Origin of the sequence: Burkholderia sp. IT-111MI5, from assembly GCF_949752865.1 — a bacterium.
GTDB classification, from domain to species: domain Bacteria; phylum Pseudomonadota; class Gammaproteobacteria; order Burkholderiales; family Burkholderiaceae; genus Burkholderia; species Burkholderia pyrrocinia_C.
Genome location: NZ_CATKIF010000009.1, coordinates 73,266 through 88,923 on the forward strand (window position 1 = coordinate 73,266; position 15,658 = coordinate 88,923).

General features: G+C 65.7%; 15 protein-coding genes. 10 read left to right on the plus strand and 5 right to left on the minus strand.

Annotated features, from left to right (window positions below):
• Positions 1–131 precede the first annotated feature (131 nt).
• Together ACM6JT_RS07430 and ACM6JT_RS07435 are read left to right on the plus strand one after the other, a co-directional pair.
• Positions 132–2,645 carry an EAL domain-containing protein gene (locus tag ACM6JT_RS07430; RefSeq protein ID WP_175746761.1) on the plus strand — a complete coding sequence of 838 codons (2,514 nt, stop codon included), beginning with the start codon at positions 132–134 and terminating at the stop codon, positions 2,643–2,645.
• 233 nt (positions 2,646–2,878) lie between these two features.
• On the plus strand, positions 2,879–3,826 hold the full coding sequence (locus ACM6JT_RS07435) for a GlxA family transcriptional regulator (RefSeq protein ID WP_414856193.1): 948 nt from the start codon (positions 2,879–2,881) through the stop codon (positions 3,824–3,826).
• 55 nt (positions 3,827–3,881) lie between these two features.
• On the opposite strand, the gene ACM6JT_RS07440 is transcribed toward ACM6JT_RS07435, so the two are convergent.
• The 3 genes from ACM6JT_RS07440 to ACM6JT_RS07450 form a co-directional block, all read right to left on the minus strand.
• A complete protein-coding gene (locus ACM6JT_RS07440; RefSeq protein ID WP_034181928.1) occupies positions 3,882–4,364 on the minus strand; it encodes a YybH family protein in 483 nt (160 codons plus the stop codon).
• 126 nt (positions 4,365–4,490) lie between these two features.
• The gene (locus ACM6JT_RS07445; RefSeq protein ID WP_414856194.1) at positions 4,491–5,345 is read right to left on the minus strand and encodes a DJ-1/PfpI family protein; all 855 of its coding nucleotides are present in this window, start codon (positions 5,343–5,345) and stop codon (positions 4,491–4,493) included.
• Between the two features lie 149 nt (positions 5,346–5,494).
• Positions 5,495–6,241 carry an SDR family oxidoreductase gene (locus tag ACM6JT_RS07450; RefSeq protein ID WP_414856195.1) on the minus strand — a complete coding sequence of 249 codons (747 nt, stop codon included), beginning with the start codon at positions 6,239–6,241 and terminating at the stop codon, positions 5,495–5,497.
• Positions 6,242–6,588: 347 nt separating this feature from the next.
• On the opposite strand from ACM6JT_RS07450, the gene ACM6JT_RS07455 reads away from it, so the two are divergent.
• On the plus strand, positions 6,589–7,797 hold the full coding sequence (locus ACM6JT_RS07455; protein WP_105392746.1) for an MFS transporter: 1,209 nt from the start codon (positions 6,589–6,591) through the stop codon (positions 7,795–7,797).
• Between the two features lie 26 nt (positions 7,798–7,823).
• Here ACM6JT_RS07455 and ACM6JT_RS07460 read toward each other — a convergent pair whose 3' ends face one another.
• On the minus strand, positions 7,824–9,242 hold the full coding sequence (locus ACM6JT_RS07460; RefSeq protein ID WP_414856196.1) for a heavy metal sensor histidine kinase: 1,419 nt from the start codon (positions 9,240–9,242) through the stop codon (positions 7,824–7,826).
• Entirely contained in the window at positions 9,239–9,910 is a 672-nt protein-coding gene (locus tag ACM6JT_RS07465; RefSeq protein ID WP_034181932.1) for a heavy metal response regulator transcription factor, read from the minus strand. The genes ACM6JT_RS07460 and ACM6JT_RS07465 overlap by 4 nt, the downstream gene beginning before the upstream one ends.
• 267 nt (positions 9,911–10,177) lie before the next feature.
• On the opposite strand from ACM6JT_RS07465, the gene ACM6JT_RS07470 reads away from it, so the two are divergent.
• The 7 genes from ACM6JT_RS07470 (at position 10,178) to ACM6JT_RS07500 (ending at position 15,452) form a co-directional block, all read left to right on the plus strand.
• Positions 10,178–10,534 (plus strand): hypothetical protein, encoded by a 357-nt coding sequence (locus ACM6JT_RS07470; protein ID WP_034181933.1) that lies wholly within the window; start codon positions 10,178–10,180, stop codon positions 10,532–10,534.
• Positions 10,535–10,622: 88 nt separating this feature from the next.
• Positions 10,623–10,919: a hypothetical protein gene (locus tag ACM6JT_RS07475; RefSeq protein ID WP_243566039.1), complete on the plus strand. Its 297-nt coding sequence runs from the start codon at positions 10,623–10,625 to the stop codon at positions 10,917–10,919.
• A complete protein-coding gene (locus tag ACM6JT_RS07480) occupies positions 10,916–12,400 on the plus strand; it encodes a TolC family protein (RefSeq protein WP_414856197.1) in 1,485 nt (494 codons plus the stop codon). Before ACM6JT_RS07475 ends, ACM6JT_RS07480 begins: the two co-directional genes overlap by 4 nt.
• Before the next feature lies 1 nt (position 12,401).
• Positions 12,402–13,697, plus strand: a complete 1,296-nt coding sequence (locus ACM6JT_RS07485; protein ID WP_072438338.1) for a multicopper oxidase family protein — start codon at positions 12,402–12,404, stop codon at positions 13,695–13,697.
• A gap of 74 nt (positions 13,698–13,771) precedes the next feature.
• Positions 13,772–14,119, plus strand: a complete 348-nt coding sequence (locus tag ACM6JT_RS07490) for a copper-binding protein (protein WP_131949125.1) — start codon at positions 13,772–13,774, stop codon at positions 14,117–14,119.
• Between the two features lie 14 nt (positions 14,120–14,133).
• Complete coding sequence (copC, locus tag ACM6JT_RS07495) at positions 14,134–14,514, plus strand: copper homeostasis periplasmic binding protein CopC (RefSeq protein WP_414856198.1); 381 nt, start codon at positions 14,134–14,136, stop codon at positions 14,512–14,514.
• A complete protein-coding gene (locus ACM6JT_RS07500) occupies positions 14,511–15,452 on the plus strand; it encodes a CopD family protein (RefSeq protein ID WP_414856199.1) in 942 nt (313 codons plus the stop codon). Before copC ends, ACM6JT_RS07500 begins: the two co-directional genes overlap by 4 nt.
• Positions 15,453–15,658 lie beyond the last annotated feature (206 nt).

The following is a 15,658-nucleotide window of genomic DNA, read 5'->3' on the forward strand; positions in this document are numbered from 1 at the left end:
CCCGTTTGCGAGTTCGATGAGTACGCAACCATTCGAGGCAAGTGAGATCGCATCTTGCCTGCCGCCGCGGGCGAGCCCGAAGGTTGCCGGATCGACGTGCGCCGGCGAGGATTTTTCGTCTTGGTTAGAGAATGTATCCGAACAGCTACGATGTTCCGATTGCGCGCCTCGTCGCGCGTCAGATTCTGTCCTGCGCGCCCGCCACGCCGGTGCGGGAGGTCGCGCGACGCATGTTCGCCGAACGTTGCAGCTCGATCGTCGTGATGCAGGATGAACAGGTCGTCGGGATCTGGACCGAGCATGATGCACTGTCGGCCGGCGACAGTTCGCGCGAACTCGATCGGCCGGTCAGCGAGGTGATGAGCCATCCGGTGCTGACGCTCGAGGCCGATACGCCGCTGGGTGAAGCCGCGATGAAGTTCAAGCAGTCGGGCGTGCGGCACTTCGTGGTGGTCCGGGATGGCGCCGCGATCGGCGTGCTGACGCAGACCGACGTCGTCGTGAACCAGGGGCCGGAATTTTTCCTGCACCTGAAGCCGATCGAATCGATCTGCGTCCATCCGCCCGTTGTGGTGCCCGAGCAGGCCGCACTGCACGAAGTCATCGCGCGGATGCGCGCGCAACGGCTCGATGCGATCCTCGTCGGCTACGACGACGGCGAGCACGGCATCCTGACCGAACGGGACATCGTCCGGCTCCTGGCGGACGGCGGGGCCCAAGGCGCGGTCGGGGCCCATGCGAGCAAGCCGCTGCAGATGCTGACCGCCAAGCAGAGCCTGTATGCGGCGCAGCGCTTCATGACCGAGCACAATATGCGGCATGTCGGCATCCAGGACGACGATGGCAGGCTGACCGGGCTGCTCTGTTTCGCGGACGTGCTGCAGAGCATCGAGCACGAATACGCGAACGAGCTGCGCAGCGCCTTGCGCGAGCGCGACGAAGCGCTGGGCCTCGCGCGCTTCAACCTGCGCATGGCGGATCGGGTGTTCGAATCGGCACTCGAAGGCATCATGGTGACCGACCGGCACGCGAAGATCGAGCGCGTCAACCAGGCCTTCACGCGCCTGACCGGATACACCGAGGACGAAGTGATCGGGCGCAACCCGGGCCTGCTGAGTTCCGGGCGCCAGACGCCCGATTTCTACAAGCAGCTGTGGCATTCGCTGACGACCGATGGCCACTGGCAAGGCGAAATCTGGAATCGCCGCAAGACCGGCGAGCTGTTTCTCGAATACCTGACGATCACCAGCATTCGCGACAGCGAAGGCGAGATCTCTCACTACGCGGCGATCTTTTCCGACATCACGCAGCGGCGCCAGGCGGAGGAGCGGCTGGGCTATCTCGCCACGCACGACGTGCTCACCAATCTCGCGAACCGGATGCTGTTCGAGGAGCGGCTCGCGCACGCGATCGTCCACGCGAAGCGGCTCGGTCGCAAGGTCGCGGTGATGTACCTCGATCTCGACCGCTTCAAGCTGGTCAACGATACGCTCGGCCACAACGCCGGCGACGAGGTGCTGAAGATGGTCGCGGAGCGCATCGTCGCGAAAGTGCGCGCGAACGACACGGTGGCGCGCATGGGCGGCGACGAATTCGCGCTCGTGCTCGAGGAGGTCGACGATGTCCGCGACGTCGGGCGAGTTGCGCGCAAGCTGCTGGACGAAGTGGGGCGGGCGATCGATATCGGTGGTCGCGAGATCTTCGTGACGCCGAGCATCGGCATCAGCATCTATCCGGACGACGGCACCGAGGCGGAGGACTTGATCCTGCTCGCGGACCAGGCGATGTACGGCGCGAAGAGCCGCGGCAGGAACGTGTTCCAGTTCTTCGAGAGCAAGATGACGTCGTCGGCGATCGAGCAGCTGGAGACGCTCGGCGAGTTGCACCGCGCGCTCGAGCAGAATGAATTCCGCCTGTTCTACCAGCCGCAATACGATCTGGCCAGCGGCCGGATCGTCGGCGTGGAGGCGCTGCTGCGCTGGTTGCATCCACGCAGGGGCCTGGTGCCGCCGGGCGACTTCATCGGGCTGGCGGAGCGGTCCGCGCTGATCGTCCCGATCGGCAGGTGGGTGCTGCACGAAGCCTGCCGGCAGGCGCGCCGCTGGCTCGACGAGGGCTTCGAGTTCGGGCGTGTGTCGGTGAACGTGTCGGCACGGCAGTGCTTTACCGACCACTTCCTCAGCGACCTGACGACCATTCTCAGCGAAACCGCATTGCCGGCCGAATGCCTGCAGCTCGAGTTGCTCGAAAGCATGGCGATGAACACCCGCGAGGAAATGGGCATCCTGCTGCGCGAACTGGCGACGCGAGGGATCAGCCTGGCGATCGACGATTTCGGTACGGGCTATTCGTCGCTGGTGTATCTGAAGGACCTGCCCGTCGATACGCTGAAGATCGATCAGTCGTTCCTCGCGGACTGCGGTTCGGGCAGCACGGACGACGCGATCGTGCGCGCGATCGTTGCGATGGGGCGTGCGCTGGGGCTCGATGTCGTGATGGAGGGCGTCGAGACGGCAAAGCAGCTGGCCTTCCTGCAGGAAATCGGTTGCCACCAGGGGCAGGGCTTCCTGTTCGCGCGGCCGCAGCCCGCCGATCAGCTAGTCGGCATCTCGTCGCGCCGCGGCGCTGAATTGCTGGCAGAGTGAGCCGGTCGCGGGGCGCGCCGCGTTCACGCGCCGGCGGGTCGACGACTGACGCATGCGGCGCGGACCGGCTGCCGCGCGGCACGTAACCGGTCGAAGTCGTTCCCGTTCCAATGACACTTCAGCGGGTGGATGAGGGGCAAATGACGATTTGCCGTCATTTCCGCCTGCATGACACGATTTGAGGGATTTCCGTAAAATACGCCTTCTCAGGGTATTCGGCCAACGACTCCGTCATGCATCGAATCGGGTTTTTTGTTTGCAGTGGCTACGACGCGCTCGATCTTGGCGGGCCACTGTCGGCTTTTAATCAGGTGGCCGGAGCCGCTGGCCATACTCCGTACGATCTTCATGTCATCTCGCAGTCCGGAGGCCCGGTACGCGGCAATACCGGCCTGTCGATCGAGACCAAGCCGATCGGAAGGCGCATGTTCGACACCGTCGTTTTCGTGGGCGGTGATATCAGCCCGATGCAGACACCGGAGAACATCGCCGCTGCAAAAAAATTGTGCGCCAGGGCGTCGCGGGTGGCGAGCGTGTGTACGGGAGCGTTTCTGCTTGCGGAAACCGGCTTGCTGGACGGCTTGAGAGCAACCACGCACTGGCGATACGCTGCGCTGTTGCAGTCCCGCTTCCCTCGCGCCCGGGTCGAGGGCGACAGCATCTATATCGTGGACGGCCGCATCTGGACGTCGGCGGGCATTGCCTCCGGAATTGACCTGGCGCTCGGCTTGATCGAAAGAGACATGGGTGCGGAAGTCGCGCGCGCCGTTTCCAGGCTGCTGGTCGTTCCGTACCGTCGACCGGGCGGGCAGTCCCAATTCTCCGCGATGTCGCAAATGGAGCCTGAATCGGATCGTATCCGCATCGCGCTGAACTTCGCGAGAGAGCATCTGGCCGAAGCGCTGCCAGTGGAACGACTCGCCGATGCGGCAAGATTGAGTCCGAGGCAGTTCGGACGAGCATTTCGTCGGGAAACCGGGGAAACACCTGCCAGGGCGGTCGAGCGTTTGCGCGTCGAAGCTGCGAGGCTGCGCCTGCAGGACGGTAGTGAACCCATCGAACAAATTGCGCTGGCCGTGGGATTCACTGATCCGGAACGCATGCGGAGGGCCTTCATCAAACTGTATGGCCACCCTCCGCAGGCGATCCGCCGCGAGAGCAGATTGAACAGTGCGCGCTGATCGAGCGCCGGGCTATTGGCGCTCGCGGTACGTCACTACCTGGATCGCGGGGCGCTCAATGGCCATCGGATTTCCGGGCAGCGTAATCATTCCAGATGTCGCGATGCAATTTCCACGCGCCGCCCTCCTTCAGAAAGAGGAGGATCTGCTTGCCGCGGTATTTGAGGTTTCCAGCAGGGTCACGGATTTCCGCATCCGAAACCTCCGTCACGGTCCGGTCGTTACCGTAGAACTCGTAATTGCTGAACGATACGGTGTCGGGTTTTGCCCCGGCATACCCGTTGGCGAAGTGCGCGGCAATCGCGCTGCCCCCCGTCACCCTGTCGCCGCCGGGCGGCAGGAGTGCGCCGTCTTTCGTATATAGACGGCCTATCGCGTCGTAGTCCCCTCGCGCAAAGGCATCCGCCCATCGCGCGTTCTCGGCTTTGATGGCCGCTTCGGTTTGAGGCTGCGGGCCGCCGGCAATGGCTGGCGCCGCAAACGCGAAAAATGAAAAGCAGGCTGCAACGGCTGCAGTAAAACGACGAATCTGTTGCATTTCAGGATTTCCGATCAGGGTTTGAATCGAAGGGGCTGCGCCAGCTTGCGCAGGTGAGGCAAGCGAGGTCGGCCGCGGCTTCATCGAAACGCGTGCGAGTCCTCGCAGACATTGGCCGCGGGCATCTCAGCGAACGCCAGGGATGCGTGCGAGCCCCCTGGATGCACCAGGCAGTTCCTTGTCGACCATCGCGACGAGTTCCGGCCGTGCGTCTCTGGGATGACCGGAATGGAACGGCGGAGCGGGATCGTATTCGATCACGAGTTGCGTGAATTCGGCGGCCTGCCGACCGCGCAGCTTCTCTGCGACGCGAAGGGCGAAATCGATGCCCGCCGTCACGCCGCCGCCGCTCATGAAGCGGCCGTTGTCGTCTTCCACGAACCGATCCGGCACGGGGATCGCGCCATATTCGGACAGCTTGTTGACGAAGGCCCAATGGCAGGCGCTTCGCTTGCCCTTGAGAATGCCCGTCGCAGCGAGCACCAGCGATCCGTTGCAAACCGACGTGACATGTTTGGCGCTTTCCGCCAAACGCCGGATCTGCGCTTGATACTCGGGCCGCATCGGCGCCGTCAAATCGGACCCGCCGGGCACCAGAATCAGGTCGGTCTTTTCGATATCGGCCAGTCGTTCGGTCTTGCCATACACGACCCCGAATTCGAGAGTCACGTTGCCCCCATCGAGGCTCGCATAGCGAACGTTCGTATTCGGTAAGCGGTGGAAAATTTCGCTGGGGCCGGCGAAGTCGAGAAGTGTCCCGCCGTCGTAATTGACAATCAAAATGTTGAGCGGGGCATCCGGAGCGAGTTCTCCTTTGCTGGCTGCCTGCGCAAGAGCAGGCGTGGTGCGGCCAAGCAGGGCTCCGCCACCCAGCACGGCGCCCAGCGTGGCGATGCTGCCGAGCTTGAGCATATCGCGGCGCGAGCGACCTGCTCCTGTGAGTGCCTTTCCGTAGGCATTGTTATCGTTGCTGTCGGTCAAGATCATTTCTCCTTGCGCTTCGGCCCCTCCGTGCGCAACAGGGTTGGGCCGGATTGAAAACCACCACGACAGGCATGCGGGTGGACGTGTGATCAAGGTGTGGATGAGCCGGAAGAACGTGCAGGGCTCTTGAATCGGAACGCGCGGGCTTAAAGCTGCGAGGCACCGCCATCGACAATCAGCTCGCTGCCGACGACGTACGAGGATTCGTCGCTGGCGAGATAGAGCGCCGCGTAGGCAATGTCCTCTGCCTTGCCGAGATGGCCTACCGGGATGGTCTTCGCGAACTCGCTCTTGAAGTTGCGGACATCCTCGTCCGACATCCCCCACTTGCCGAACAGGGGCGTGTCCATGCCGCCCGGCGCGATCGCGTTGAACCGAATCTTGCGATCGAGAAACTCGTAGGACCAGCTACGGGCCAGCGATCTCACGGCGGCCTTCGCCGCTGCCGTCAACGAGATGCCATGCTTGCCGGTCTGGGCGACGAACGATGTGTTGAGGATGACTGACGAGCCATCTCGCAAGTCCGGCAGCACCGCTTGAAGCGTGAACACCACGCCCTTGACGTTGATGTCCATGATCTCGTTGTAGAGGTGGTCGTCGATGTCGTTGACCGCGGACGGGAAAGCCCAACCAGCGTTGGCGAACACGACATCCAGCCCGCCGAACTTCGCTTTTACCTCTGCGGCAATCGCTCGCATGTCCTCGATCGAACGGACATCGCCCTTGAGAACCAACGCATTCTCGCCAAGCTCGGCCTTCACGCGCTCGAACACTGAATCATCGCGACCGGTAACCGCAACTCGGGCGCCTTCTGCAATGAAAAGCCTGGCGGTCGCGAGACCGATGCCGCTGGTACCGCCCGTAATCAAAGCTGACTTGTTCTTGAGCCTCATCTTCCGTTCCTTTCTTTGCTCGAGATTGGTCAAACCGGACGCACAAGCCGCAATCGCGTTTGTGCTCGTGTTCCGGCTTGATTCCTGCGCAAATTATGGAACCGGAAGTGAATGGCTCAAAGGTCGTATAACCCTCAAAATACGCCACTCAGTTCAACCTGATGACGAACCCGCTTTGGGGGCTACTGGCGGCCGCGCGCAACAATGGCGGGCCGGGCGGCTGATCCGAAAACCAAGCGAAGCCTCTGACTCTCTATTAACGTCGACGCGTCCGTGTGGTGTGTGTCACCGGCCCGCAGTAGTATCGGTGGCATCCCGTGTCAGGATTCCCGAATCGAGAGCGACCCATGCAGACCGAAGCGTCGACCCGCATTCTTCGTCAAATTCCGCGCAGCGTCTGGGTGTTGGGCTGCGTCAGCCTGTTGATGGACGTATCGTCGGAAATCATCCACAGCCTGTTGCCGATGTTCCTGATGGCGGGGCTCGGCGCGAGCGCGACCGCGATCGGCGTCATCGAGGGGATCGCCGAGGCGACGGCGCCGGTCGTCAAGGTGTTCTCCGGCACGTTGAGCGACTATCTGCGCAATCGCAAGTGGCTGGCGGTTGCCGGATACGGGCTCGGCGCGCTCAGCAAGCCGCTGTTCGCCATCGCGCCGACGATCGGCGTCGTGGTGACGGCGCGGATCGTCGACCGGATCGGCAAGGGAATCCGCGGCGCGCCGCGCGATGCGCTCGTGGCCGACGTCACGCCGGTCCACCTGCGCGGCGCCGCATACGGGCTGCGACAGGCGCTCGACACGGTGGGTGCGTTTCTCGGGCCGCTGCTGGCCGTCGCCATCATGCTGATGTGGCGCGACGACTTCCGCCTCGCGTTCTGGCTGGCCGTGATCCCGGGCATGCTGGCCGTGGCGCTGCTCGCGTTCGGTATCGAAGAGCCGGCGCGCGCGCCGGGCGACAAGCGCGTCAACCCGATCCGCCGCGACGTCGTGAAGCAACTCGGCGCGCGTTACTGGTGGGTCGTCGTGGTCGGTGCCGTGTTCGCGCTGGCCCGCTTCAGCGAGGCTTTCCTGGTGCTGCGCGCGATGGGCAGCGGCGTACCCGTCGCGCTCGTTCCGCTGGTGATGGTGGCGATGAACGTCGTGTACGCGTTGTCGGCCTATCCGTTCGGCAAGCTCGCCGACACGACGAGCCACACGAAGCTGATGGTGGCCGGACTCGTGATGCTGATCGCAGCCGACCTCGTGCTCGCGCACGGCACGCACTGGGGAACCGTACTCGTCGGCGTGGCGCTGTGGGGGCTCCATATGGGGATGACGCAAGGGTTGCTCGCCACGATGGTCGCGCAAGCCGCGCCGTCCGAATTGAGAGGCACGGCGTTCGGCGTTTTCAATCTGCTCAGCGGCGTCGTGACGCTCGTATCGAGTGTCGTCGCCGGCATCCTGTGGGACAGGGCGGGCGCCGCGGCCACGTTCTACGCGGGGGCGGTGTTCAGTGCGGCGACCATTGCGCTGCTCGTCCGCTTGCGCGGATCGTTCGGCACCGAGCACGCCCGGTGATCGCGAGCCGGCAGCGAACTGCCTGACTAACTATCGGTGCCGCGCGGAAAGTAAAGCGCGAACGTCGTGCGTCCGTCGCGGCTCACGACCTCGACCTTGCCGCGATGCAACTCCATGATCGACTTGACGATCGCGAGCCCGAGCCCCGCGTTCCGCGCCGCACCATGCCGCGACGAATCGATGCGGTAGAAGCGCTCGAAGATCCGGTCGACCTGTTCGGGCGGAATCGCGGCGCCGCGATTCGTGACCTCGACGACCGCGTAACCGGCCTGCACGGAAACGGCCAGCTCGATCGTCGACTCGGCTTCCGCATGTTCGAGCGCGTTCGACGCAAGGTTGCTGACGGCGCGCCGGAACAGCGTTGCGTCCGCAACGACCGGCGCATTGCCGCGCACGTCGATGCGCACGCCGGCCTCGTCGGCCAGTGCCTGGAAATACGACGCGAGCCGGCGCAATTCGCTGCCCGCGTCGAGCTCGGCGGTTTTCAGGTGCTGCCGCGCATTGTCGGTGCGCGCGAGAAACAGCATGTTCTCGATCATCCGCTGCAGCCGTTCGCATTCCTCGATATTCGAATCGATCAGCGCTTCGTATTCTTCGGTCGTGCGCGCGCGCGACAACGTGATCTGCGACGAGCTGATCATGTTGGCGAGCGGCGTGCGCATGTCGTGCGCGAGATCGGACGAGAACTGCGACAGCCGCACGAACGCGCGTTCGAGGCGGTCGAGCATCCGGTTGACCGAGGTCGCGAGCTCGCGGAGCTCGACCGGGCCGCCGCGCGCGTCGAGGCGCGCGTTCAGGTTGTGCGCCTCGATGAGCGACGTCTGCCGGCCGAGGCTCTCGACCGGGCGCAGGCCGCGCGACGCGACCGCATAACCGAGCGCGCCGACCAGTAGCGCGCCGACGGCCGCCGCGAGCCAGATGTCGACGCGATAGCTTTCGAGCAGCGACTGGCGATCCGTCGCCGTGCGTGCGAGCGCGACCTGGATTGCCTCGCCGGACGGCAGCGTGGCGCGCGCATAGACGCAGCGCGATGTGCCGATGCCGGGCGGCGAGCAGGTGAACGGGCGGCCGGTTTTACCGGTTCCGCCGGACGCATGCGGCGCGGCGATCACCGTGGCGAGCGTGTTGCCGGCTTCGTCGGTGTGCTCGACGAGCGGGCGGTTCTGCCCGTCGTATATGCCGAGATAGACGCCCGGATGCGACAGCAGAACTTCATGGAACACGGCCGGATCGGCGCGCAGCGCGGCTGTCGATCCGCTCGCGTGCGCGAGCTGCAGGAACTGGTTGAGCTTGCCGGAGATCTCGATGTCGTCGCGCCGCGTCAGTTCGGCGGACAACGAACGATAGAGGTACGCGCCGGTCAGCGCGAACACGAGCGCGGCGACGACGGCGAACGCGAGCGTCAGGCGCCGCAGCAGCGAATACGAAGCCGGGCTGGCGGTCACGAACGATCCTCGAGCACGTAACCCATGCCGCGGATCGTGTGGATCAGCTTCTTGTCGTACGCGTTGTCGATCTTCGCGCGCAGCCGCTTGATCGCCGCATCGACGACGTTCGTGTCGCTGTCGAAATTCATGTCCCAGATCTGCGACGTGATGAAGGTGCGCGTCAGCACCTCGCCCTCGCGTTCCGCGAGCAGTTGCAGCAACGCGAATTCCTGTGCGGTCAGGTCGATGCGGTTGTCGGCGCGCCGCACGCGGCGCTTGATCAGGTCGACTTCGAGATCGGCCACATACAGGATGTCGCGCACGTTGCGCGGTGCGCGCCGCAGCAGCGAGCGGATGCGCGCGAGGAACTCGGCATACGCGAACGGCTTGAGCAGGTAGTCGTCGGCGCCCAGTTCGAGGCCGGTGACCTTGTCCTCGATCGCCTCGCGGGCCGTGAGCAGCAGCACGGGCGTCTGCTTCTGCGCGCGCAGCCGCCGGAGCACCTCGAAGCCGTCCATCTCCGGCAGCATCACGTCGAGCACGACGAGATCGAAATCCTCGTGCAGCGCGAGGAACAGCCCGTCCTTGCCGTTCTCCGCGATGTCGACCGTGTAGCTCGCCTCCATCAGCCCCTTCCGGAGGTACGACGCCATCTTGGGTTCGTCTTCGACTATCAGTATCCGCATGGTGAGGCAGGCTGTCCGTGGTTCCAGCCGGTCAGTGTAACGCCTGAGCTTACGGCGCCGTGCGTGCGCGAAAGATGACCGCCGGATGACGGAATTTTCATGAAGTGCTGACTCGCCACTCCGCCCGCGTTTCATGAAAATCCCGTCATGTTTCGACCATGTCGTCGTCACGGCGGCGGCGATAAGCTGCAGCCGTGTTGTCCCCGGAGCGCGCCGTCGCGGCGCTGCGCCGGCCGATCCGATCGTTGCCTGCCTGATTCCGTTTCCATGTCGTACTGGCGCAAATTCATCCTCGTCGTGCTGCTGGCGCTGAGCCTGCCGATGCAGTCGTTCGCGACCGTTTCGATGCAGTGCGCGGGCGCTGCGGTGCCGCATGCGGAAGAGGCGCCGCACACGATGTCGACCGCACCGGGCACGCGGGGGAACCATGGGGATCACGACAGCCACGCGGCGTCGTGTGCCGCCTGTGTGTCCTGCTGCTTCGGCACGGGCATGTCGGGTGTGCCGGCGGTGCCGGCTGCGGCGGACGCCAGCATCGCGATCGCGTCGTATCCGCTTTCGGCCGTCGTCGTGTCGTTCCTGACCGGCGGCATCGAGCGGCCGCCTCGGCGGATTCCCGTCTAGTCCCTGCACGCGGCCGACCGGCCGCGACCCGCAATCCACGCTGGCGGCCGTACGCGGTCCGCCGGACGACTTACGACGAGACTTGTTCATGCGATTGATCACTGCGGCGCTGTTGAGCGCGGCGGCCATCGTGCCGTCGCTCGCGCCTGCGCAAACCCCGTTTCCCGATCCGGCGGATGCCGCCGCGACGGTGCCGGACGTCGCCGTGACGTCCGCGTTCGACGGCTACCGGCCGTATCGGGACGACGAAGGCCCGGGCTGGAAGCAACTGAACCGGGACGTACTGGAGCGGCCCGCGAAGGGGCGCACGACCGCCGACGCGAAGCCCGGCAACCCGGCGGGCGACGGTGGCGCCCATTCGACGCACGGAGGGGCCGCGCGATGAAGCACCTCACGATATCGCCGAGGATCGGCGCGGCCGCGGTCGTGCTGGCGTTCCTCGCGGGCTGCACGACGTTTTCGAAGGACGGCGGCTTTGGCGCCGTGTCGTCCACCGCGTCGGAACGGATCGGGAAAGACGCCGTCGTCGTCCGCACCGACGCCGACCGCGAAGCCGTCGACAAGCGGACCACGGAACTGCTCGCGAAACCGCTGTCGATGGACGACGCGGTTCAGGTTGCGCTGCTGAACAACCGCGGCCTGCAGGCGTCGTACGCGGAGCTCGGACTGTCGGAAGCCGACCTCGTGCAGGCAGGCCGGCTGCCGAACCCGCGCTTCTCGTTCAGCCGCACGCGCGCCGGCGACGGCGAGCTGACGCTCGGCCGCACGTTCTCGGCGAACGTGTTCGCGCTGCTGACGATGCCGCTCGCAACGAACATCGAGCGCCGCCGCTTCGAACAGACCAAGCTCGAAACGGCCGACGCGATGCTGAAGGTCGCGGCCGACGCGCGCCGTGCGTATCTCGAGGCCGTCGCCGCCGAGCAGGCCGCGAACTACGCGCAGCAAGTGCGCGATGCGGCGAGCGCGGCCGCCGAACTCGCACAGCGCATGCGGCAGGCCGGCAACTTCAGCCGGCTCGATTACGCGCGCGAACAGGCGTTCCATGCCGATGCGGTCGCACAGCACGCGAAGGCGCGCCAGCAGGCCGTGGCCGCGCGCGAAAAGCTCACGCGCGCGATGGGCTTGTGGGGCGAGCGCACGCAGTACGCGCTGCCCGACCGCTTGCCCGACCTGCCGAAAGCGCGCCCGGACCTGCCCGATCTCGAACGCTTCGCGATGAGCAACCGCCTCGACATCCAGGCCGCGAAGCTGCAGACGCAGGGCGTCGCGTCGTCGCTCGGCCTCAGCAAGGCCACGCGCTTCATCAACGCGGTCGATCTCGGCTACGTGAACAACTACGAGACCGGCAAGGGTCACGAGCACGGCTACGAGATCAGCGTCGAGATTCCGCTGTTCGACTGGGGCGGCGCGAAGGTCGCGCGGGCCGAGGCCGTCTACATGCAGTCGGCGAACCGGCTCGCGAAGACGGCCATCGATGCGCGCTCCGAAGTGCGCGAGTCCTACGCGGCATACGTGACGAGCTATGACGTCGCGAAGCACTATCGAGACGAAGTCGTGCCGCTGCGCAAGACGATCTCGGACGAACTGCTGCTGCGCTACAACGGGATGCTCGCGAGCGTGTTCGAGCTGCTGACCGATGCACGCGAACAGGTCGGCGCGGTGAACGGCTACATCGATTCGCTGAAGGACTACTGGCTCGCCGAAACCGATCTGCAGATGGCCGTCGGCGGCCGGCTGCCGACTACGGGCCCCGCACCGCGCGCGGCGGCTGCCGCCGAACCCGAACCCGGAACCGACGCTGCGCCGCAGCCGGCTTCCTCACCCGCGGCGCAACCGGCGCCCGCAACGCATCCTGAAGGTCATTGACATGGTGTCCCGTCGACAATTTCTCAGCGGCTCGGGCGCCGCGCTGCTGGGCGCCGCGATGGTCAGCAAGGCCGGCGCCGCGTCGCTGCCCGAAGCGCCCACGATGGCGAAAACCGCCACGCAGCCGCCGCTCGTGCCGCCGAACGGCCGCCCGTACACGCCCGTCGCGACGCTGAACGGCTGGACGCTGCCGTGGCGGATGAAGAACGGCTGGAAGGAATTCCACCTGACGGCCGAGCCCGTCGTGCGCGAGATGGCACCCGGCATGAACGCGAACCTGTGGGGCTACAACGGCCAGTCGCCGGGCCCGACGATCGAGGCCGTCGAAGGCGACAAGGTCCGCATCTTCGTGACCAACCGGCTGCCCGAGCACACGACGATCCACTGGCACGGGCTGCGGCTGCCGAACGGGATGGATGGCGTCGGCGGCCTCACGCAGCCGCATATCCCGCCCGGCAAGACCTTCGTCTACGAGTTCCAGCTCGAATCGCACGGCACGTTCATGTATCACCCGCACGCCGACGAGATGGTGCAGATGGCGATGGGGATGATGGGCATGTTCATCGTGCACCCGAAGGATCGCGGCACGATGCCGGTCGATCGCGACTTCGTGTTCCTGCTCGCCGCGTACGACATCGATCCGGGCAGCTACACGCCGCGCGTGAACGAGATGACGGATTTCAACATGTGGACCTTCAACTCGCGCGTGTTCCCCGGCATCGATCCGCTGCCGGTGCGCGCGGGCGACCGCGTGCGGATTCGTTTCGGCAACCTGACGATGACGAACCATCCGATCCACCTGCACGGCTACAGCTTCGAAGTCGCGGGCACCGACGGCGGCTGGATTCCGCCGGCTGCGCGCTGGCCGGAAGTGACGGCCGATGTCGCGGTGGGCCAGATGCGCGCGATCGAGTTCACCGCCGATCGCCCGGGCGACTGGGCGTTCCATTGCCACAAGTCGCATCACACGATGAATGCGATGGGCCACCAGGTGCCGAACCTGATCGGCGTGCCGCAGAAGGATCTCGCGAAAAAGATCGGCAAGCTCGTGCCCGACTACATGGCGATGGGCAGCACGGGCGGCGCGATGGGCAACATGGAGATGCCGCTGCCCGACAACACGCTGCCGATGATGACGGGCACGGGCCCGTTCGGGCCGCTGGAGATGGGCGGCATGTTCACGGTGCTCAAGGTGCGGCAGGGGCTCGGCCGCAACGACTATCGCGATCCGGGCTGGTTCCGGCATCCGAAGGGCACCGTCGCATACGAATACACCGGCGAATTGCCGGACGGCTGAGCAGCAGTAGCAGCACGCGGCGGCCGTGCCGATGCGGCCGCCGGTTTCGATTCACTCACTCGGGAGCAAGCACGATGAAGAAGGGACTGGTTTCGATTGCAATGGGTTGCGCGCTGGCGTTTTCCGCCGCGTCGTACGCGGCCGGCGACATGGCCGGCATGGACATGAGCGGCGGCGCGATGCAGGGCGCCGACGCGAAGCACGGAATGTCGCACGGCGAGATCCGCAAGGTCGACACGGCCGCGGGCAGGCTGACGATCAAGCACGGCCCGCTGGACAACCTCGGGATGGACGCGATGACGATGGTGTTCAAGGTGAAGGACCCAGCGATGCTGTCGCAGGTGAAGGTGGGCGACAAGATCGACTTCGTCGCCGAGGACGTGGGCGGCGCGCTGACCGTCGTCGAACTGAAGAAGCCGTGACGCCGGGCATGAACATGAAGATCACGACTCTCACGCGGCTGGCCGCCTTCGCCGCGGCCGGCGCGATTCTCGCGGCCGCACCGGTCGCGGCATCGGCGCACGGCAAGCTGGAAAGCGCCGCGCCCGCGACCGGCAGCACGGTCGACACGGCGCCCGACACGTTGCGGCTGACGTTCAACGAAGACCTCGAACCGACGTTCAGTTCGGTGAAGGTGTCGGACGCGAACGGCAACGCGGTCACGCAGGAAAAGGCGAAGGTCGACGCGTCGAACCCGCGCGTGATGACCGTCGCGATGCCGAAGCTCGCGCCGGGCGAGTACACGGTGCAGTGGGCGGCAATGACGGCCGACGCGCATCGCACCAAGGGCACCTATACGTTCAAGGTGAAAGGGTGAACGAGGGCTTCGTCGGCCTGCTGCGGCTCGTATCGGTGGCGATCCAGAACGCGGGGTTCGCGGTGATCGTCGGCGCGCTGCTCGGCAGCCACTGGCTCGCGCGCGGCGCGTCGGCGTGGCAGCACGGCATCGGGCGGCGTCTCGTCGCGACGCTGCGCATCGCGTCGGTCGTGTCGCTGCTCGCGAGCATCACCGCATTCTGGGCGCACTGCGCGCTGATGAGCGAAGTGTCGCTGCTCGACGCCGGGCCGTCCGTCCGCGCGATGCTCGTGGGCACCGGCTTCGGCCATGCGTGGCTGGCCGGTGCCGTGTTCATGGTCGTCGTCGTGCTGCTGTCGTTCGTCAGGCATGCGAACGACACACGCTTTCCGTTCGCGATGTGGGCCGCGCTCGCATGCGTCGCGCTCGCGCGCAGCAACGGCGGCCATCCGGTCGACGCGGGGCTGTTCAGCGTGCCGGTGTGGGTCGACTGGCTGCATCTGCTGGCGATCAGCGCGTGGGTCGGGCTCGTGCTCGTGACGGCGTTCGGCGTGATGCCGCGACTCGTTGGCATGCCCGCGGGCGAACGCGCGACCGGCGCGTCGTTCGTGCAGTCGCTTTCCGATGCGTCGACCTATGCGTTGATCGCGCTGTTCGCGACTGGCGCGTACAACGGATGGCGCGGTGTCGATACGCCCGCCAACCTGCTCGCGTCGACGTACGGACAGATCCTGCTGCTGAAGCTCGCGCTCGTGCTGATTGCAGCGGCGCTCGGCGGACACAACCGGTTCTTCGGGATGCCGAAGCTGCTGGCCGCGCTGAAGGACCCGGCCGCCGCGATGCCGGCCGGCCCGTTGCGCCGGTTCGGCGCGGTGTTGCGGATCGAGGCGGTGGTGCTGGCCGGCGTGCTGATGGTGGCGGCCGTGCTCGTGTCGAGTGCGTTGCCGGGGACGGTCTAGCGCGGCGGTGCGGTGCTGCAGGTCACGCAGGGGAATCGTCACGCGGACGGCGGATTTTTGTCGGACGATCCCCCTGCGTTTTTCGGCACAACCCGTGCGGCTGGTTGTGATCGCAGCGCGATGACGAAAATTACATCGGCCTGTCTTCTGATTACCAAAAACTGTCATTGAGCGCCGCTAAGCTTTCGCCACCCTCACAACCGGGA